18 protein-coding genes are annotated in these 18,533 nt (G+C 69.1%); 14 read left to right on the top strand and 4 right to left on the bottom strand.

Annotation, left to right across the window (positions count from 1 at the left end):
- The first annotated feature begins 178 nt into the window (after positions 1-178).
- From E8A74_RS06610 to E8A74_RS06585, 5 genes are all read left to right on the top strand, one after another.
- Positions 179-796 (top strand): HutD/Ves family protein, encoded by a 618-nt coding sequence (locus tag E8A74_RS06610; protein WP_211365301.1) that lies wholly within the window; start codon positions 179-181, stop codon positions 794-796.
- A 63-nt stretch (positions 797-859) separates the two neighbouring features.
- Positions 860-1,804 carry a polysaccharide lyase gene (locus tag E8A74_RS06600; protein WP_170228897.1) on the top strand — a complete coding sequence of 315 codons (945 nt, stop codon included), beginning with the start codon at positions 860-862 and terminating at the stop codon, positions 1,802-1,804.
- A 34-nt stretch (positions 1,805-1,838) separates the two neighbouring features.
- Complete coding sequence (locus tag E8A74_RS06595; RefSeq protein ID WP_136928071.1) at positions 1,839-2,516, top strand: DUF969 domain-containing protein; 678 nt, start codon at positions 1,839-1,841, stop codon at positions 2,514-2,516.
- Positions 2,513-3,463: a DUF979 domain-containing protein gene (locus E8A74_RS06590; RefSeq protein ID WP_136928070.1), complete on the top strand. Its 951-nt coding sequence runs from the start codon at positions 2,513-2,515 to the stop codon at positions 3,461-3,463. The genes E8A74_RS06595 and E8A74_RS06590 overlap by 4 nt, the downstream gene beginning before the upstream one ends.
- The gene (locus tag E8A74_RS06585) at positions 3,441-4,469 is read left to right on the top strand and encodes a DUF2891 domain-containing protein (protein ID WP_136928069.1); all 1,029 of its coding nucleotides are present in this window, start codon (positions 3,441-3,443) and stop codon (positions 4,467-4,469) included. Before E8A74_RS06590 ends, E8A74_RS06585 begins: the two co-directional genes overlap by 23 nt.
- Before the next feature lie 4 nt (positions 4,470-4,473).
- On the opposite strand, the gene E8A74_RS06580 is transcribed toward E8A74_RS06585, so the two are convergent.
- On the bottom strand, positions 4,474-5,427 hold the full coding sequence (locus E8A74_RS06580; RefSeq protein WP_136928068.1) for a LysR family transcriptional regulator: 954 nt from the start codon (positions 5,425-5,427) through the stop codon (positions 4,474-4,476).
- A 77-nt stretch (positions 5,428-5,504) separates the two neighbouring features.
- On the opposite strand from E8A74_RS06580, the gene E8A74_RS06575 reads away from it, so the two are divergent.
- From E8A74_RS06575 to E8A74_RS06540, 8 genes are all read left to right on the top strand, one after another.
- On the top strand, positions 5,505-5,933 hold the full coding sequence (locus tag E8A74_RS06575; RefSeq protein ID WP_136928067.1) for a DoxX family protein: 429 nt from the start codon (positions 5,505-5,507) through the stop codon (positions 5,931-5,933).
- Positions 5,934-5,971: 38 nt separating this feature from the next.
- On the top strand, positions 5,972-6,556 hold the full coding sequence (locus E8A74_RS06570) for a malonic semialdehyde reductase (RefSeq protein WP_136928066.1): 585 nt from the start codon (positions 5,972-5,974) through the stop codon (positions 6,554-6,556).
- Between the two features lie 53 nt (positions 6,557-6,609).
- Positions 6,610-7,746 carry a CapA family protein gene (locus E8A74_RS06565; protein ID WP_232379409.1) on the top strand — a complete coding sequence of 379 codons (1,137 nt, stop codon included), beginning with the start codon at positions 6,610-6,612 and terminating at the stop codon, positions 7,744-7,746.
- Between the two features lie 73 nt (positions 7,747-7,819).
- Complete coding sequence (locus E8A74_RS06560; RefSeq protein WP_136928065.1) at positions 7,820-9,046, top strand: hypothetical protein; 1,227 nt, start codon at positions 7,820-7,822, stop codon at positions 9,044-9,046.
- Between the two features lie 105 nt (positions 9,047-9,151).
- Positions 9,152-10,906 carry a hypothetical protein gene (locus E8A74_RS06555; protein ID WP_136928064.1) on the top strand — a complete coding sequence of 585 codons (1,755 nt, stop codon included), beginning with the start codon at positions 9,152-9,154 and terminating at the stop codon, positions 10,904-10,906.
- 58 nt (positions 10,907-10,964) lie between these two features.
- Positions 10,965-11,687, top strand: coding sequence for a hypothetical protein (locus tag E8A74_RS06550; RefSeq protein ID WP_136928063.1), 723 nt, complete (start codon positions 10,965-10,967; stop codon positions 11,685-11,687).
- Positions 11,688-11,770: 83 nt separating this feature from the next.
- On the top strand, positions 11,771-12,481 hold the full coding sequence (locus tag E8A74_RS06545) for a hypothetical protein (RefSeq protein ID WP_136928062.1): 711 nt from the start codon (positions 11,771-11,773) through the stop codon (positions 12,479-12,481).
- Between the two features lie 449 nt (positions 12,482-12,930).
- Positions 12,931-13,884: a helix-turn-helix transcriptional regulator gene (locus tag E8A74_RS06540; protein WP_170228906.1), complete on the top strand. Its 954-nt coding sequence runs from the start codon at positions 12,931-12,933 to the stop codon at positions 13,882-13,884.
- On the opposite strand, the gene E8A74_RS06535 is transcribed toward E8A74_RS06540, so the two are convergent.
- From E8A74_RS06535 to E8A74_RS06525, 3 genes are all read right to left on the bottom strand, one after another.
- Entirely contained in the window at positions 13,805-14,893 is a 1,089-nt protein-coding gene (locus tag E8A74_RS06535) for an SMP-30/gluconolactonase/LRE family protein (RefSeq protein WP_136928060.1), read from the bottom strand. The two genes, E8A74_RS06540 and E8A74_RS06535, sit on opposite strands and share 80 nt — an antisense overlap.
- A 199-nt stretch (positions 14,894-15,092) precedes the next feature.
- A complete protein-coding gene (locus tag E8A74_RS06530) occupies positions 15,093-15,872 on the bottom strand; it encodes an energy transducer TonB (protein ID WP_136928059.1) in 780 nt (259 codons plus the stop codon).
- A 240-nt stretch (positions 15,873-16,112) separates the two neighbouring features.
- On the bottom strand, positions 16,113-16,895 hold the full coding sequence (locus E8A74_RS06525; protein WP_136928058.1) for a hypothetical protein: 783 nt from the start codon (positions 16,893-16,895) through the stop codon (positions 16,113-16,115).
- A 118-nt stretch (positions 16,896-17,013) separates the two neighbouring features.
- Here E8A74_RS06525 and E8A74_RS06520 point away from each other — a divergent pair, with 118 nt between their 5' ends.
- A complete protein-coding gene (locus E8A74_RS06520) occupies positions 17,014-18,465 on the top strand; it encodes an amidohydrolase family protein (protein ID WP_232379408.1) in 1,452 nt (483 codons plus the stop codon).
- Positions 18,466-18,533: the final 68 nt, after the last annotated feature.

Below are 18,533 nucleotides of genomic sequence, written 5' to 3'. Positions count from 1 at the left end.
GGGATCATGGTGAGGATTTCGCCGTCGGCCGCGCTGATCAGATCGCGCAACCTTGCGCAACCTGCACGTGGTTGCTCAATTCGTGAACCGACGTCCCGGCCGTGACGGGCATCCCTGCCTGCTTCGGTTGCATACAAGCTCGAACACGCGGCGCGGAAGGGATGCTATCCTCGGCCGCATGCGCGTACGCTCCCTCGTGCAGATTCGCCACCTCCGCCCCTCCGATTATCGCGTGATGCCCTGGAAAAACGGCCTCGGCACCACGACCGAGATCGCCGTCGAGCCGCCTGGGGCTGGGCTCGACGATTTTGCCTGGCGATTGAGCATCGCCGATCTCACGGCCTCGGGCCCGTTCTCCACGTTCCCGGGGATCGAGCGGATCCTCCTCCAGACCGAGGGCGTGCCCATGGAGCTCGTGCACGACGGGCGGGGCCGGCAGAGGCTCGTGCTTTTTGCACCTCATCGTTTCGACGGCGCGTGGCCGACGCACGGCGAGCTCGGAGGCACACCCGCGCGTGATTTCAACGTCATGGCGCGCCGTGCGCTCTTCCGCCCGAGCGCCGCCGTGCATTCGCTTGCCCGTGGCTCGATCGTCCACCTCTGCCTGGCGGCGGAGACGCAGATCCTTCATGTGTTCCGCGGGAGAGTCGCGATTCGTATCGACGGGTCCGACACGGCCATCGATCTCCTCGGCGCGGAGACGTTGATCGTGAATGGCCAGGCGGAGATCGAGGTCGCCGCGGACGGGGACGAGGCGGTGGTGTGCGTCGTGGCGCTCGTCGGCGCCCGTTCTTGACGCGGCGGGGAATCGTGGCGATTCCGGCTTGACAGGCCAACCGAATTTCATTCCCATCCTGCCATGGCTCCCTGGATCTCCGCCGGCGCTCTCTTTCTCGTCGGGGCGTTGATGTTCGCGTGCACGGAAAAGGGTCCCTTCTCGGCCACGGGCGGCGCCGGGAACGGCGGTGCGGGCGGGACGGCGGGCGCTGGGGGAACCGCAGGCGCCGGGGGAGCCGCAGGCGCCGGGGGAGCGGCGGGTGCAGGCGGAGCGAGCCCGGGGGACGTGCTCGTACATGCAGATTTCCAGCAGCGCGAGCCGGGGGTGTACAGCGAGGACATGGTGGCGGGTGATTTCGTCGGGGCGCCGAGCTGGAACAATGGGCTTGACGAGGGGCGCGCGAGCATCGTCGACGAGGCAGGGAATCGATTCCTGCGGGTCACGTACCCGGCGGGCGAGGTGGGCCCGGCCAATGGCGGCGTGCAGTTCAAGGTGCCGCTCGGGCAGACGTACCAGGAGCTTTTTCTCTCCTATCGGGTAAGGTTCGGCGCCGGATTCGCCTTCGTGAAGGGCGGCAAGCTCCCCGGGCTCGTCGGCGGCTCGGCCCCCACGGGCTGCGTCGAGGACACGACCGGCTTCTCGGCGCGGATGATGTGGCGCACCGGGGGCGCGGCGGTCCAGTACATGTATTTCCCCGAGAAGCTCAATGACTGCGGCGACGATTACGACTACATGTCCGGCGGGAGCGTGGTCTCTTTCGAGCCCGGGACCTGGCACACGGTGGAGCACCGGCTGGTGATGAACACGCCCGGCGAGCACGACGGTGTCCTCGAGGCCTGGTTCGACAAGCAACCCGTCCTCGGGGAGCAGGCCTTCCTCTTCCGGCTCGCGGGCGCCACGTACGGCATCGACGCGCTGTACTTCTCGACCTTCTTCGGCGGCAGCGACGCGAGCTGGGCGCCGCCGTCCGCGCAGACCGTCGATTACGACGATTTCATCCTCTCCACGGGCCCCATCACGCACTGAGGGCCCGGGATTCGCCGGCCGAACGGGAGGGCACGTGCTGTCGCTGATAGGGATCGCCGTGGTGGTCCTGGGCTTCATGGCCCGCCTCAACCCGCTGCTCGTGGTGACGGCGGCCGCCCTCGTCACCGGGCTGGCCGGCGGCATGGGGCCCGTCGAGGTCGTGGCGACCTTCGGCAAAGCCTTCAAAGAAAACCGATATGTGAGCGTGGTATGGGTCGTGCTCCCCGTGATCGGGCTGCTCGAACGCGCCGGATTGCAAGAGCGGGCCAAGACCCTGATCGGCGCCGTCCACGCGGCCACCACCGGCCGGCTGCTCCTGCTTTATTTCGTGTTTCGCCAGATCACCGCGGCGCTGGGCCTGACCTCGCTCGGCGGCCATGCGCAGATGGTGCGTCCGCTAATCGCCCCCATGGCCGAGGCGGCGGCCGAGAGTCACCACGGGCCGCTCCCCGAGGAGGTCCGCCAGACCGTACGGGCCCACGCCGCCGCGGCCGATAACATCGCGCTGTTCTTCGGCGAGGACATCTTCATCGCGATCGCCTCGATCCTCCTGATCAAAGGCTTCCTCGCGCAAAACGGGATCCTCGTCGAACCGCTCCAGCTCTCGGTCTGGGCCATTCCCACGGCGATCTGCGCCTTGTTGATCCATGGCACGCAGATGATGCTCTTCGACCGACATCTGGCCCGCAGGATCGCCGAGGGCCGCCGATGATCGGGCTCGAGGTCCTCTACGTCGTCGCCGGCGTCTTTTTCGTCGGGATCGCGGTGCTGAGCGCGCGCGACAAAACGAATCCGAAGCGCTGGACGAACACCACGTTCTGGGGGCTTTTTGCCGTGAGCTTCCTCTTCGGCTCGCACCTGCCGGACGTCGTCAACGGCCTCGTCGTCCTCGCCATGGTCCTCACGGCGGGCGTCTTTGGCTTCGGCCGCGGCGCGCCGGCCACGACCGGGCCCGAGGAGCGCCGCGCGAGCGCGGCCCGGCTGGGCAATCGGCTGTTTTGGCCGGCGCTCGCGATTCCCCTCACGGCCCTCGCCGGTACGTTCCTCTTCAAGCGGCCGGCGCTCGCCGGGCTCGTCGATCCCAAGCAAGCGACCCTCGTCTCGCTGATCCTCGGCGTCTTCGTCTCGCTGGCCATGGCCATGCCAATGCTCAGGGCGCGGCCGAGCGTCCCGATGCAGGAGGGACGCCGATTGCTCGACACCGTCGGCTGGGCCGCCATTCTGCCGCAAATGCTCGCCGCCCTGGGCGCGGTCTTCGCGGCCGCCGGGGTGGGGACCGCCCTCGGAAAGCTCGCCTCGGCCTGGTTGCCTGCTGGCAGCGAATTCGCCGCCGTGGCGGCGTATACGTTCGGCATGGCGATCTTCACCATGATCATGGGGAATGCCTTCGCCGCCTTTCCGGTGATGACCGCGGGCATCGGCCTGCCGCTCATCGTTCAGCGCTTCGGCGGCAATCCCGCGATCATGGGCGCCGTGGGCATGCTCTCGGGGTTCTGCGGGACCTTGATGACCCCCATGGCCGCGAATTTCAACATCGTGCCCGCAGCTCTGCTGGAGCTGTCCGACCGAAATGCGGTCATCAAGGCGCAGCTCCCCACGGCCCTCCTCCTCCTCCTCGCCAACACGGTCCTGATGTATGTCCTCGTCTTCCGCTCCTGAGCTCACCCCGGAGCTGGCCGCGAAATTCGCGCGCCTCGCCCTGGGTCACGTCACCCGGCCCTATCCGTACAAGCTCGACCATGTGATGGCCGGCGACGAGGATGTCCTGCCGCCGCGGGTCTTGCATCCGATCTTCCACGGCAGCTTCGACTGGCATTCCTGCGTCCACGGCTACTGGCTGCTCGCCCGCCTCGCGCGGCGATTCCCGGACATGGCCGCGGCGACCGAGATTCGTGCCCTCTTCGATCGCATGCTGACGCCGGAGAACGTCGCGGGAGAGCTCGCCTATCTCGCCCGCCCGCAGAGCGCGGGCTTCGAGCGACCTTATGGCTGGGCGTGGATGTTGATGCTGGGCGCGGAGCTCGAACACCACGAGGGCACCCCCCATCGTGACGCCCTCCGCCCGCTGGCGCGCGCCTTTGCCGAGCGGTTCAAGGCGTTCCTGCCGAAGGCCACCTATCCGATCCGTACCGGCACGCATTCCAACACCGCATTCGCCCTGGCGCTCGCCTCCGTGTATGCCGATGCCGTGAACGACCACGCATTGGCCCGGCGGATCGAGACCACCGCCCGGGGATGGTACCTCGCCGACGCTGGCGCCCCGGCCTGGGAGCCAAGCGGTGACGATTTCCTTTCCCCCACGCTCGTCGAAGCCGAATGCCTGCGCCGCCTGCTCCCCACGCCCGAGTTTCGGCTGTGGTTCGCGCGGTTCCTGCCCCGCATGGCCGACCGAATGCCGGAGAGCCTCTTCACGCCGGCCCTCGTCAGCGACCGCAGCGACGGCAAAATCGCGCATCTCGACGGCCTCAACCTCAGCCGGGCCTGGTGCTTCCGCTCGATCGCGGCCGCCCTCGCGGCGGACGACCCGGCCCGCGCCGTCGTGTTGTCGGCGGCCGACGAGCACCTCGCCGCGGGGCTCGCCCACGTGGCCGGCGATTACATGGGCGAGCATTGGCTGGCCACCTTCGCCCTGCTGGCGCTCGAGGCAGGCGCCGCGCCCCTGTAGCCTTTCACGCTGTCGCGCGATCGCCTCGCTTTTTCGCCGCCCGCTTCGGCTTCGGCGCGCCCGCGCGCACGACGAGCTCCGGCGCCCACGCCACCACTGCGTCGATGAAGGCCCGCACCTGCGGCGGCAGGAACTCCCGCTCCGGATACACCACCGCGATGTGCGACTCCGCCTGAATCGCGCCCGGGAGCACGTGCACGAGGGCGCCGCTTTCGAGGTGCAGGTGCACCAAGAGCTGCGGCAAGAGCGCGATCCCGAGGCCTTCGAGCGCGGCGTCGCAGAGCAAATGGATGTCGTTCGCGAAGAGCGTGCCCTCGACCTGGAACTTGCCGCCCGAGAAGGGCCATTGCGTTTGCGGCAGCTCCCCGCGGACGAAGCCCATGAGGCAGCGGTGGTGGCGGAGGTCGCGGCGCGTGCGTGGCGTGCCGTGGGCCTCGAGGTAGGCGGGCGAGGCGACGGCGAGGACGGGGTCGCGCGCCAGCGTCCGGGCGACGAGCCCGGGCTCGAGGTCGGTGCTGGCGCGGATTGCGACGTCGTAGCCGCCGCGCTGGAGGTCGACGTGCTGGGTCGTGCTGTGGATGTGGAGGCGGACCTCGGGGTAGCGCCGCGCGAAATCGCAGATCATCGTGCTGAAGGAGGTCCCGTTCATCGGCGGCACCGAGACGCGCAGCTCGCCGCGGACGGCGTCGTCGGTCTTGCGCACACACGCCTCGGCGTGGTGGACGGCGTCGAGCACGATACGCGCGTGGCGGTGGAGCGCTTCGCCCGCGTCGGTGAGGGTGAGGCTGCGCGTGGTGCGGCGGAGCAGGCGCACCCCGAGCCGCTCCTCCAGCCGCGCGAGGCGGCGGCTGATGGTGGCGCGGGGGACGCCGAGCTCGATGGCGGCGCGGGAGAGCGATCGGGCCTCCACGGTCTTCGCGAAGGCGAGCAGCTCGGAGGTCTCGAGGGGGTCGTCCATCTGGATCAAATCCTGTCAGGTGCTTCCAGTTGTTGATGCATTGTTACAGGCGCGCGCAGGTCTGACAATGCCCCTTCATGAACGACAAGGCACGAACGATCGGCTACTGGGTCGCCACGGGTCTCCTCGGCTTCGCGTTCGCCGCGGGCGGCCTCGGGGATCTCTCCCGCTCCCCCCAGGTCATGGAAGGCATGGCGCACCTCGGCTACCCGGCCTATTTCGCCACCATCCTCGGCGCGTGGAAGGTGCTCGGCGCCGTCGCCCTGCTCGTCCCGCGTTTCCCTCGCCTCAAGGAGTGGGCGTACGCCGGCATCATCTTCGATCTCACCGGCGCCGCCGCCTCCCACGCGGCCAGCGGTGACCCGGCCGGCAAGGTGATCACGCCGCTCGTCCTCGTCGCCATCGCCGCCGCCTCGTGGGCGCTTCGCCCCGCGAGCCGCAAGCTTCCGAGCGAACCGAAGCGCGAGACCGAGGCCCGCATCGCCAAACCCGCGCTCGCGACCTGAAAGAACGTAGCTCTCCACCTCCCACCCCACGAGCCGTCATGAACGACCCTCTCCTCCAGCAAATCTTCGTCGAAGCCCGCACCCACAATGGCTGGTTGTCCGAGCCCGTCGACGACGCGACCCTGCACAGCCTCTACGACGCCCTGCGCCTCGGACCGACCGCGGCCAACAGCGTGCCGGCGCGCATCGTCTTCGTGAAGAGCCCCGAGGCGAAGGAGCGCCTGCGCCCCTGCCTCGCGCCGCTCAACGTCGACAAGACCATGAGCGCGCCCGCCACCGCGATCATCGCCTACGACACGCGCTTTCACGAGAAGATGCCGAAGCTCTTCCCGGCGCGTCCCACGATGGGCGAGGCCCTCGCCGCGATGCCGCCGGACCAACGCGACTTCTTCTTGCTGCAAAATGCCTCGCTCCAGGCCGGTTATCTGATCCTGGCGGCCCGCGCGCTCGGGCTCGACTGCGGGCCGATGGCCGGCTTCGACCGCGAGAAAATCGACGCCACGTTTTTCGCCGACCTGCCGTGGAAATCCATCCTCCTCGTCAACCTCGGCCATGGCGACCCGACGAAGCTCTACCCGCGGAACCCCCGCCTCGATTTCGACGAGGCCTGCCGCATCGAATAGCCGGGGCCGGCGCTCGCGTTGACGAACGTCCGCGGGCCGTCGAAGACCATCGGGTGCAGCCGGCAAAGCCCACGGGCGAGCTCCTCGAATTGTTCCTGTGCGGCGACGTCATGACCGGGCGAGGCATCGATCAGGCGTTGCCGCACCCGAGCGAGCCGACCCTGTACGAGCCGTACATCCGGGACGCCAGGGACTACGTCACGATGGCGGAGGACACGAACGGCCCGATCCAGCGGCCGTTTGGACACGCGTACATCTGGGGAGACGCCCTCGCCGCGCTCGAACGAGCGGCCCCCGCGGCGCGGATCATCAACCTGGAGACCAGCGTCACGCGCAGCGACGCGTATTGGCCGGACAAGGGCATCAACTACCGGATGCACCCGGACAACACCCCTTGCCTCCTGGCCGCGGGCATCGACGTCTGCGTCCTCGCGAACAACCACGTGCTCGATTACAGCACCTCGGGGCTCATCGAAACCCTGACGACGCTGAAGCAGGCGGGGCTGAAGATCGCCGGCGCGGGCGAAACCCTGGCCGAGGCGCGCGCGCCTGCGGTCCTCCCGCTCCCCGGAGGCGGCAGGCTCCTCGTGTTCGCCTTCGGGACGGCGTCGAGCGGCATTCCCGCGAGCTGGGCCGCGACCGACGATTCTCCCGGCGTCGAGCGGCTCGTGGATCTGTCGGACACGACCGCGCTCCAGATCCAGGCGAGGGTCCGTTGTGTCAAACGGCCCGGGGACGTCGTCATTGCCTCCATCCATTGGGGGAGCAACTGGGGGTACGAGGTCCCGGAGGAGCATGTCCGCTTCGCGCATTCGCTCCTCGAGGGAGGCGTCGATCTCGTCCACGGGCACTCCTCCCACCACCCGCGGCCCATCGAGGTCTACAAGAACAAACTCATCCTTTACGGCTGCGGCGATCTCCTCAACGACTACGAGGGAATCACGGGCCACGCGTCCTTCCGGGGGGACCTGGCCCTGATGTACTTTCCCGTCGTGGACCCAGCCACGGGCGAGCTCGCGCGCCTCCGTATGACGCCGATGCAGATTCGCCGCTTCCGGCTCGGCCGGGCCCGCCGGAGCGACGCCGTGTGGCTGGGGGAGACCCTCCATCGAATCGGCCGGGGCTTCGGCGTGCAGGTGGACCTCGACGAGAGCGGAGACCTCGTCCTCCGTGGATTTAATCGGCTTTAAGGTGCGCGGCCGACGCCGCGCGGCCACCCTCGTCGTGCCTGCTCGATCGGGGCGGGCGAACGGAGGAGGCATCATGTTCCAGATCGTGAGCGCCCGCAGGCGCGCAATCGCGGCAGGCGCGATCTTGTCCGCGCTCGCGGCGTGCGGGAGCGAGGTCGACATCGAGGCGACGGGCGCGGGAGGCGGGGGCAGCGCCTCCAGCGCAGACACGAGCGTGTCCTCGTCGTCCACCGGTGGCAGCGGCGGCAGCGGCGGCCTCCCCGCGCCCACGTGCGCGCCGGGCGAGGCCGCGATGGTCGCGGCCGCCGGATGGCAGAGCGGCAAGGTCATCGTCCATCACGAGGGCAAGTGGATCACGCCCTCCTATCCGATGCAGGGCGCGGATCGGATGACGACGTACGTGGATGTCTATGGTCACCTCGGCGTGTACTGGATCGAGACGAGCACGGACTCCGCGCTGAGCCATTTCATGGTGACCGGCGATGGCACGAAATTCGACCTCTACGATGTCCAGGGCTGGTTCCCGCTGGTGCCGAGCCCGGTCGTCACCGTGGGCGTCTCCCTGCTCATGGGCAATGCCGGCGAAGGATCCTCCCTCGCCCATTTCGATCCGGACGCGTACGACTGGTATCCCTATCCCAAGCTTTCGCCGTTCGAACTGACCTCGGCTGTCCGGACGTACACGGAGGGCAGCGTCCTCGGCGTGGGCCTCGGCACCCTGAACGAGCTCTGCGACGCGCAGGTCTTCTGGTCGGACGGAGGAGGCTGGACGGAGCCGCATTGCCGCGCCGACGTGAAGGTCTTCATGGGCAACGAGATCCCCGTCGCGCCTCCGCAGGCCGTCGTGCTCCCGAATGACGACGTGGTCGTCGTGTATCACGAAACCTACGCGACGATCGCGGCGACGTGGCTCCACGACGGCGTCTGGTCGCCCCCGGAGAGCATCAAGCTGGAGATCCAGAGCCTCGAGCCTGCGATCACCGCGACCCCCGCGGGGGACGTGATCGTGGCCCTTCCCTCGACATCGGGCGCGCTCTCCGCGCTGCGCTACGTGCCCGGCGTGGGCTGGGGTAAGCTTGTCACGATCGACACGACGGCCAGCTCCACGTTATCGATCGGCGCGGCGCCCGGCATCTGCGGCGACGACGCGCTGATCGCCTACGCCGGTGATGGGATCGACCCCGAGATTCGTGTCGCCCGTATCCGCGGCGAAACGGCCGAGGTGACCACCGTCGGTTCGTTCACGGAGGAAGTCCCGAGGCAGATCAGCATTACGACGCGGCCGAGCGCCTCGCCCTGAATCCGCTCCAGCCTGTCCGGGACGCGGGGCGCGCGCTCCCCATTGACGCCGCCGAGGAGGTCGCGTACGTGCGGCGTCGTAGCTCTCCGAGCGAGGATCGCGCCCATGTCCCTTCGAGACCGGTTTTTCTCTCCGTCGGACGTCGTGGCGGACCTTCAATGGGTCCAGAAGAACCTCCTCGACCCCGCGGCGCCCGACGACATTCGCTCGTTTGGACGCGTCACCAGCGGCGACCTCCTGCGGCGCTGGTCGAACTCGAGGCGCCGGCCGGTCCGCGATGGCATTTTTTGCCAGTGCATCTTCGGGCCCGTGAGCCTGTTCCGCTGCGCGTGTGGCGCGCTGTCCGGGGAAGAACACGCGGGCGAAACGTGCGAGCGCTGCGGCGTCCTCTGCTCCACGCCCGCGCTGCGCGAGCGTCGTTACGGCCACGTGCAGGTCGTGGGCGTCCTGCACCCCGCGCTCGCGCCCCTCGTGGCCGACGTGCTGCGTTTGTCGGCCGATCAGGTTCGAGCGATCGCGCGCTGCGAAGCGTGGCTCGACGGCGACACCGTCCGCCCGGCCGACGAGATGGATACCCACGAGAATGCCGGCGCGACGGGCCTCTCCGCGCTCTCGGCGGCGCTGGTACGCGCCGGGGCCGATCCGGCGCTCGTGGCCGTCTTGATCACGCGCGCCGTCCCGCTGCCGCCGCCGGGGCAACGTCCTTTCTACGCCGATCTCGGTCCGGCCATGGTCGACCCGTGGATCGGCCCGCTCAACGAGGCCTGGCTTGCCCTCGTGCTGGCGGCGCAGAGCCAGCTCCACCTCGTCGAGCTTGCGCCGCCGCCGGTGATCCTGATGTCCCGGCAGCGCGTGGTGCAGGACCTCTTCGAGACCGTCGTGCACGCGACCGTGTCCCCGCCCGCGGCGATACGCCCGTGGCCCGAGCCGAAGCCCATTTCATCGCCCGTGCGCCTCGTGGGCATGCCGGGCCGTTTGCCGGAGGACGTCGGGACCGACGTCAGGGGCCTCCTCTTCGTCGACGACGCGCGGCTCTTCGTGCAGCGGCCCCACGGCTCGTGGCTCGTCACCACCGGCGGCGACGTGCTCGCGCACGTGCCCACGTGCGGCCGTCTTGCCACGAGCGTGCATGGCGCGCGCTTGCGCATGGCGGCGTGGATGCGAGACGCGTGGGATTGGTTCGACAAAGACGAATACTGGGACGCGGTCTCGGGCCGCGCGAGCGTGGCCGTGCTCGACCTCGATACGAACGCGTACCTCGACACCTATCCCGCGGACATGCCGCTGCGTTTGCTCGAACATGACCAGCCGGAGGACCTCGTGGTCGGCAGCGTCGCCGGCGACGCGTCGAACGGCAGCGACGACGGCGCGTCGCCGGCGACGCGCGCCCGGCCCGCGCCCCTTCGCTGGGGCGGCGATCGGCCCGCGGTGCTGGCCAGCACGCGCGACGGCCGCTTTGCCTGGGTCGGCGAGCAGGAGAGCACGGCCGTCCTCGACCTCGACACGGGAATCCCGCAGCTCGACCCCGTGATGCCATCCGAAATCTCCGCGGAGGACCCCGCGGTGTGCATCTCCTCGGAGGCCCCGTTCGAGGAAGCCTATGCCGGCGAGATGGCAACGGCGATGGGGTTGACCCCGCAGAATCGATTCCGGATCCTCCACGGCACCGGCGTGGTCAGCGACGGCGAAAAGCTCTTGTTCCGGATCGACGCGCGGATCCTCGCGGCCGCGTTCAGCCCTGCCGCCGACCGAATCGTGATCGCCACGGACGAAGAGATCGTCCTCATTTCCGTCAGCGACGCGCCTGCCGTCCTCGGCCGATTCGCCGCGCCCGACGCGCAGCCTCCGTCGTTGGCGTGACGTGCGCCGAGCATAGAGCACAGATCCTTTGCGCACCGTGCGCGTCTCATCGAGCCCCATGCGTCCTGCCCTGCTGCTCCTCCTCGCCCTCGCGCCCGGGTGCACCCGCCCTCTCGACGAGCCCGTCACCCCGGCGACCGAAAGCAAAGAAGCACAACCCCCTGCGGCTCCGGCGAGCGCCTCCACGACGACCGAACTCGATCCGCGGTTCGTCCCGCTCCTCGCTGCCGCGTTCCGCGACTACAAGGCCTGGGGGCGTATCGACGACGAACTGCGCTGGGCGCCCTGGCTCTGCCGCATGCCCCAGCCGGGCCGTACGCGCATGAGCGCCGCAGAGGACGGCGGCCACGCGCGCAAGCTTTATTCGGTGTTTGCCAAAGACCCGCATCCCTACCCGATCATCCATACCGCCGCGCCCGTGCCCCAGCCGGTGGGGCAGATCGTCGTCAAGGAGAGTTATCTCCCCGAACTCATGGACAAGCCGATTCCCCAGGGCGAGCTCGCCGCCCTCCAGGAAATGCCCGCCACGGCCGACCATTTCAATCCGTATGTACGGGTCGGCGACCGGGTCTACCGCGCCTCGCGCCTCGCCGGGGCGTATGTCGTGCTCAAGGTCGCGCCCGAAACGCCGGGCACGGACGCGGGGTGGGTCTATGGAACGGTCACGCCCGAGGGGGAGGTGACGTCCGCAGGGCGCGTCGCGTCGTGCATGGGTTGCCACGTGAGCGCGCGTCATGAGCGAGTGTTCGGTCTGGACCCCTCGCAAAACGGCGACAATTGAACATCCACTGAAACCGCCACTTCCAGGCGCAATGCCGCTCCTTCGTGCTTGACAGGGGAGGGCACCCGGCATAGCCGGTCTTCATGAAATACGGGCTCCTGGTCGTGACGAACGTGCTGGTTCTGTTCGGGACCGGTTGTCTCGGGGCGATCGCGGGAGGCGGCGGCCGCTCCCCGGATCCGGATTTGGCGAATGCCCGGCTCGCCGAGTTCGACGCGGCCCTCGGCGTCAGCGCGCCTTTGGACCTCGCGACCGAGGCCGACGTGAAGGCGCGCGCCGCTGCGCGGGAGAAACTCTGGGCCTGCGGCGGCGACGTCGCGCCGGACGATACGTTCTCGAAGCACTCCTGGAAGACCTTCGCCCGCGATTATCCCGAGGCGAAGCTCACCACCTCGAAAGGCGAGCTGACGGCCGCCGCGATGCGGGCGCAGTGCGAGAAGGCGTTCACGGAATTCGAATCGGCGTCCGTCACCGCGTGTGGCATTCGACAGGTATGGGTCGAGAGCATGGCTACGCCGGGGGGCTGGACCGATCCGAAGATTTCGCCGCCCAAGAAGCGCGGGTGGCATTTCACGTCGTGCGGCGAGGCGCCTGCCGCGGCCAAGGGCCCCAAGGAAGTCGAAGCGGTTCGCCCGCAGATCATGAGCGCCTGCGGCGAGGGCACCAGCGCTCTCCTCATGCCCTCGCAGTGGGGCACGTCCTCCGAGGCGAACAAACGCGTCGTGGTGGTGGAGTGTCGACGCGAGCGGGGTGCATTCAGCGACTGGCGTGGTGGCGATCCGTCGCTGAAGTAGCCGATCGAGGTGACGATCACCCGGTGAGCAAGGCCCGTCCCCGCCGATCCTCGTAGACCAAGGGGGTCGCCTCGCGTCGACCCCCGCCGGTCATCGTCGACCGAAGGGGGTATCCTCGCGTCGACCCCCGCCGGTCGTCGTCGACCGAAGGGGGTATCCTCGCGTCGACCCCCGCCGGTCGTCGTCTCCCGAGGGGGTATCCTCGCGTCGACCCCCGCCGGTCATCGTCGACCGAAGGGGGTATCCTCGCGTCGACCCCCGCCGGTCATCGTCGACCGAAGGGGATAGCCTCGCGTCGACCCCCGCCGGTCATCGTCGACCGAGGGAGTCGACGCGAGGCGACCCCCTCGGTCATCGTTGTCGGCGTGCGGAGGACGATGGGGGGCCCCGTGTCCAGCCCCGGCTCGTCCTTCTGTGCATCGAGGAACGATGCTACGATTGCATCGAGAATGGGAACACCGGCGCCGAGCTTTCACGCGTGCGAATTTCAGACGCCCACGACCGGCGCCTCCGTGCAGCTCTTTCGCTCGAACGCGCGATCGTTCGCGGCCGAGGGCGCCGAGAGCGCGAAGATCCTGGTGGGGGTGCTGCGCCGTGGCATGGTCCGCACCGAGGCGGCCGGCGGGCTCCTGGTCAGCGACGCGCGCGAAGCGCCTTGCGTGTGGATCATGCCCGCGCATACGACGTATGCCGTCACCGCCATCCCCGGCCACGCGCCCGAGAACCTCGGCGCCTCGATGGATGCTCGTATGTTCTCCCATTACCTCGAAGAGGCCGCGGGCGCCCGCCTCTCCTTGCCCGAGACGCCGCTCGTGCTCGCGGATCCCGTCGCCGCGCTCGGGCTGCAGGCGTTTCACCAGAGCCTCTGGTCCGGGGCGGGATCCCTCGAATGGGAGAGCTGGCTCGTGACGAGCCTCCGGCGTCTGTTCGGCGGCGCGGCCGAGGGAAAGGGCCCGCTCTCCGAGCCGCGCGGCGTCGCGCTCGCCCGCGAGTACCTGCACGCCCACTCCGGCGAACAGATCCCCCTCGACAAGCTCGCCGCGGTCGCGGGCCTCAGCAAATACCACCTCGTCCGCGCGTTTCGCGCGGCGGTGGGAATGCCGCCGCACGCCTACCAGCTCCGGTTGCGCCTCACCCGTTCGCTTTTTTTGCTGCGGCAGGGGCAGTCGCCCTCCGCGATCGCCTACGCGCTCGGCTTCGCGGATCAGAGCCATTACACCCGCGCGTTCCGGGCCGAGTTCGGCACGACGCCGGGCGCGTGGCTCCGGGACCTCGCCCCGCCACGCGCCCGCGCGCGCCTCGACGCCGGGCCCGATCCCGCGCCTACGGGAGCACGAGCTTGGCGAGCGACGGCTTGGCCTTCGACGGATCCGAGGCCAGCGCCGCGAACGCCGCATTCGTGATGTAGAGGGTCTTGTCGTCGAGGACGAGCGAGGCCGGCGATTGCAGCGGCTCGCCGCTCGCGATGCTCTTCACCGACTTGTCCATGCCGATGCGGAGGATCGTCTCCTTGTAATTGATCGCCACGATCAGGTCGCCCGTGCTCGGATCCACCGCGATCCCGTCCGCGCCCGAGAGCGTGGCGCAATCCGTGGCCAGGAAGACCTCGGGCTTCCCCGCGCTGCCATCCGCGTTCACGGGGATCTTCACGATCGAGGCGCGATCGGTGTTCGTCGCATAATAGGCGTCCCCGGCGCGCACGAAGCCATTGATGCCGAGGTGGAAGTTCGTCTGCACGCCGCAGATCGCCGGGTCGGGCGTGAGCAACATGTCCTCGACCCACTTCGAGACCGTGCCGCCGTCCTTCGACACCTTGAAGATGGCGCCGGACATCGAGTCGCTGACGAAGAGGTCGTCGGCCGCGTCGAAGCGCAGGTCGTTGTTGAAGATCATGGCCGGATCCGAGGCGAAGAGCGTCGCGTCGCCGCCCGCGGGCGCGATGCGGTAAATGCCCGTCTGCGGCCCGCCCGCCGCGGTGATGTTGAGCGCGCCGTAGACCGCGCCGTCTGGGCCGAGGGTCAGGCCGACCAGCGCGCCGCCGTTTTGCGAGAAGGCGGGCATGGCGCCGAAAGGTGAAATCGCGCCCGTCGCGAGGTCGACCTTCAGGATTTGCCCGGTGAGGACGGCGCCGACGTACGCGACGCCGTCCTTGATGTCGAGCCCCTCGACGTATTCGCCTTTCATGGGATCAAACGCGGCGACCACCTCGGGGGCGCTGCTGCTCCCGCCGCCCCCGCCGTCGCCGCCCGTACCGCCATTGCCGCCATGGCCGCCGGCGCCGCCGCTCCCGCCGGAGCCCGACGAAGTGCTTTGGGTCGAGGCGGGCGCGGGATCATCGCTGCATCCGGCGACGAGCGCCGAGGTGGAGACCAGAAACGAGACGATCGCAATCGAGAGGGAACGGCTGTGCATGGTCGTAAGCTCCTCGTGGGCGCGGGGGAGAGGTGCGCGCCGACGAGGGCAAGATGCATCCCGCGAGGCGCGGCGTATGGACGCGCCTTGCGCCCCCGCGAAAAAGCGTGAAATCGCGGGGTTCGAGGCGCAAACGAGGCGGCGGTGGACGCGGCGCGGGCCGGAGGAGGGGCCGTTTGGAAGAATCTTGCGGAGGTGCTCAGCGCATGAACCGGATCCGGATCGGCCCCAGCGACGCCTGGATCGGCTGCCCATCCCGGTCCAGCGCGGGCCTATAATGGTGCTGCGCCGCGCAGAACCGGGCCTGCGCGCCGAAGCCGTGGCCCGGATCGGACACCACCTCGACGCGCTGCGCGCGGCCGTCCGCGCGCACGAGGATCCGCAGCTCCACCACCACGTTCCGGATCCCCGCCGCTTCGGCTTCCGACGGGAAATCGCAGTCCCACGCGCGATCCCCGTGGAGCGACGCCGGGCGGGATCGATCGGGCGTCTGCGGCGGGGACGGGGGCGACGGCGCGCCGCCCCCGCGCGAGGACCGGCGCGCCGCACGAAGCCCCGCGCCGAACCTCGACACGAGGCCGGTGCCTTCGCCAATGCCGCTCACGAACGTGACGGCCGAAAGATCCGGCAGACCCTGCTGTACCAGCACCGGCGGCGCTGCCATCGGGACGGGCTCCGGCTCCTCGGGGGCCTCCTTCGGCGGGTGATCGGCGGAATCCTTTTGCGGAGGCCGCGGCGACTGCATCGCCATGGGCCGGGGCGTGGGCGGCAGTTCCTCCGGCGGTTCGGGCGCGGGTTTTTCGGCAGGCGGCGGCGCCTCGACCGGGACCTCGAACGGATCGAGCTGCGCCTGGATCGCCTCGCGCAATTCGCGTGCTTTGGCGCGGCCCTCGTCGTGCAGATATCCCGCGCCAAACAGCGCCCCATGCGCGGCGGCGGCCGCGAGCAGCCAGCCCACGCGCAGGGGTCCTTCATCCACGGGATCACTCCCGTAGCAAGCCCCGGGCCAGCTCGGCCCGCCCGACAAACGGCCGTGGCGCCCGTGAGGTGCCAGCGACACGTTGCGCAAGTTGCGCAAATCCGCTGCGCGATCTGCGCAGGGAGACGCTGACGCACACCCCGGAGGCGAAGACGCCGTGAACCCTTCGTTGTGACGCCGTCGTGACCCTGTCACGAGCACATGACACCTGCTGTCATCCCCTCGTGTCAATGCCTGCTGCTAAAAGCCGAGGTGCATCAACCTCCAGCCGCCGGGGACACGATAGAGGATGGCCGCCGCGTCGCCGCTGTCGAGCAGCAGCCCGTCGCCGACGGCGTCCGGCGCAGGGGATTCGACGGTCCTCTTGCCGATCTGCCCGACGAAGAAGGGGGCGCCATTGCGGAGCTTCAGGGGTCGTAGCTCCCAGCGCCGGATCCAGCCGAGGTCGGCGTCGATTTCCTCCGGGGGTCCTGGCGCGTCCGGCGCGGCGCCGACGTCGGGTACCTCCGTCTTTGTCCAGTATTTTTTCGCCAGGCTCCCTCCGCCGAGCAACTCGACGGGGTTCGTCCCCAAGAAAACGGCGATTCCCACGACGCCCGCGCGGTTGCGCACGAACACCACGTCGTCGGGGTGGCCGTCGCCGTCGAGATCACCTTGCACGGTACATGGGCCTGACGGCGCGACATCACAGGCGATGTGGTGATCGGTTAGCTCGTAGCGCAGCCGGATCACGATGTCATTCGGGTGCTCCCGTTGGGTCCGCGTGCCCCGTTCCTCCGCGTCCGGGCCCCCCTCGTCGGCGGTTTTCTTGGCGGCCGCATCGCCGGCCACCTCGAGCACCGCGGGCTTGGATACACCCACCGACGGCTTTGGTTCTGGCGGAGGCGCCGGCGTCGGCGTGCAGGCGCAGAGCGTGGGCACGGCGAGGGCCAGGACGAAGGCATGGAGCCGATATCCGACTTGAAATGCCATCCGCTGCCGGCAAACAAGGTATCCGTGCAGGTCATGTCGTTCGTCGCTCACGGCCGGAGCATAACACAACCCGACGGTGTTTTCAGGTACCTCCGGACGAGCGCCCGTGGTAGGGACGCGCGTCGCGCAGGTTCTCCATTCCCCAATGCCGCTTTCCTTGCATGAACCCATGAAAAACGCTGGTGCCATCGGGGCCTTGCTGGCTGCAATGACGTTCTTTTCGGGCTGCGGTGGAGCGTCCGGGACAGCTCCCGTCGGCCCGCCGCGCGCCTCCACGGCGAGCGGCGGAGGCACGCCTCCGATCGCGAGCGCATGCCCTGCGGCGGAGTCGATTCCCGATCAAAGCAGCTCGACAGTGGCCTCTCTTCCGGCGGCCCTCCCCGCGCCCACCTTCACGGGGACGGCTGGAAAAGGCCTCTATGTGCTCAAGCCGGCGCGCGTCTTCGACGGTGACACCGCGCGCCCGCACGAGGGCTGGGTGATCGTGGTGCGCGGCAATCGCATCGAAGCGGCGGGGCCGGAAGCGCAGGTGCAGGCACCCAAGGACGCGGTGGTCGTTGATTTGCCGAACACGACGCTCTTGCCTGGGCTCATCGAGGGGCATTCGCATTTCCTGTTGCATCCTTACGATGAAGCCTCCTGGGACAAGCAGGTGGCGCGGGAGCCGCTCACGCTGCGCGTCGCCCGCGCGACGAACCACGCGCGCAGCACCCTCCTCGCCGGCTTTACCACGGTCCGTGATCTCGGGACGGAGGGGGCAGGGTATGCCGACGTCGGGCTCAAGCAGGCCATCGATCAGGGAATCATCCCGGGCCCGCGGATGATCGTCACGACGAAGGCCATCGTCGCCACGGGCAGTTATGGCCCGAAGGGGTTCGATCCTGGTTTCCACGTGCCGCAGGGCGCAGAGGAAGCCGATGGGCACGATTCGCTCCTGCGCGTCGTGCGGGACCAGATCGGGCACGGCGCCGATTGGATCAAGGTCTATGCGGACTACTATTGGGGGCCCGGCGGCGAGGCGCGGCCGACATTTTCGGTCGAGGAGCTTCGGCTCATCGTGGAGACGGCGCGTTCGAGCGGCCGGAGCGTCGCGGCGCACGCGACCTCGGCCGAAGGAATGCGGCGCGCGGCCCTCGCCGGGGTCGACACGATCGAGCACGGCGACCAGGGAACGCCGGACGTCTTCAAGCTCATGGCCAAGAATCACGTCGCGTTTTGCCCGACGCTCGCGGCGAGCGAGGCCTTCGCGCGTTATCAGGGCTGGAAGAAGGGCAGCACGCCCGAACCCGAGAGCCTCACGAAGAAGCGCAAGGTCTTCAAGGCGGCCCTCGACGCAGGGGTGAGCATCGTCAACGGGAGCGACGTCGGCGTCTTCGCGCACGGAGACAATGCCCGAGAGCTCGAGCTGCTCGTGGAGTACGGCGCGACGCCGGTTGATGCCTTGCGCGCGGCGACGGCCCGCGGGGCGAAGCTCTTGCACCTCGACGCGGCGATCGGCGCGGTGGCGGCCGGCAAGCTGGCGGATCTGATCGCGGTCGAGGGGGATCCCACGCGGGACATCGCGGCGCTCCGGAATGTCCGGTTCGTGATGAAGGGAGGGGCCATCTACAGGGCCCCTTGAAGCTTCGCGAGGCGCGCATAACCACGCCGTAGTAAATGGTCTTTTCTGACCGTGTTTCTGATTTGTTT

Source organism: Polyangium fumosum (assembly GCF_005144585.1).
In the GTDB taxonomy this organism is placed as follows: Bacteria; Myxococcota_A; Polyangia; order Polyangiales; family Polyangiaceae; genus Polyangium; species Polyangium fumosum.
This window is presented reverse-complemented; position numbering and strand designations above follow the sequence as displayed.

Bases quoted from the DNA above. Each gene is read 5' to 3' on its own strand.
- E8A74_RS06540 (WP_170228906.1), top strand. From the start codon at position 12,931: ATGGGAACACCGGCGCCGAGCTTTCACGCGTGCGAATTTCAGACGCCC.
- E8A74_RS06570 (WP_136928066.1), top strand. From the start codon at position 5,972: ATGAACGACCCTCTCCTCCAGCAAATCTTCGTCGAAGCCCGCACCCAC.
- E8A74_RS06575 (WP_136928067.1), top strand. From the start codon at position 5,505: ATGAACGACAAGGCACGAACGATCGGCTACTGGGTCGCCACGGGTCTC.
- E8A74_RS06585 (WP_136928069.1), top strand. From the start codon at position 3,441: ATGTCCTCGTCTTCCGCTCCTGAGCTCACCCCGGAGCTGGCCGCGAAA.
- E8A74_RS06545 (WP_136928062.1), top strand. From the start codon at position 11,771: ATGAAATACGGGCTCCTGGTCGTGACGAACGTGCTGGTTCTGTTCGGG.
- E8A74_RS06610 (WP_211365301.1), top strand. From the start codon at position 179: ATGCGCGTACGCTCCCTCGTGCAGATTCGCCACCTCCGCCCCTCCGAT.
- E8A74_RS06580 (WP_136928068.1), bottom strand. From the start codon at position 5,427: ATGGACGACCCCCTCGAGACCTCCGAGCTGCTCGCCTTCGCGAAGACC.
- E8A74_RS06535 (WP_136928060.1), bottom strand. From the start codon at position 14,893: ATGCACAGCCGTTCCCTCTCGATTGCGATCGTCTCGTTTCTGGTCTCC.
- E8A74_RS06560 (WP_136928065.1), top strand. From the start codon at position 7,820: ATGTTCCAGATCGTGAGCGCCCGCAGGCGCGCAATCGCGGCAGGCGCG.
- E8A74_RS06550 (WP_136928063.1), top strand. From the start codon at position 10,965: ATGCGTCCTGCCCTGCTGCTCCTCCTCGCCCTCGCGCCCGGGTGCACC.
- E8A74_RS06520 (WP_232379408.1), top strand. From the start codon at position 17,014: ATGAAAAACGCTGGTGCCATCGGGGCCTTGCTGGCTGCAATGACGTTC.
- E8A74_RS06600 (WP_170228897.1), top strand. From the start codon at position 860: ATGGCTCCCTGGATCTCCGCCGGCGCTCTCTTTCTCGTCGGGGCGTTG.
- E8A74_RS06590 (WP_136928070.1), top strand. From the start codon at position 2,513: ATGATCGGGCTCGAGGTCCTCTACGTCGTCGCCGGCGTCTTTTTCGTC.
- E8A74_RS06555 (WP_136928064.1), top strand. From the start codon at position 9,152: ATGTCCCTTCGAGACCGGTTTTTCTCTCCGTCGGACGTCGTGGCGGAC.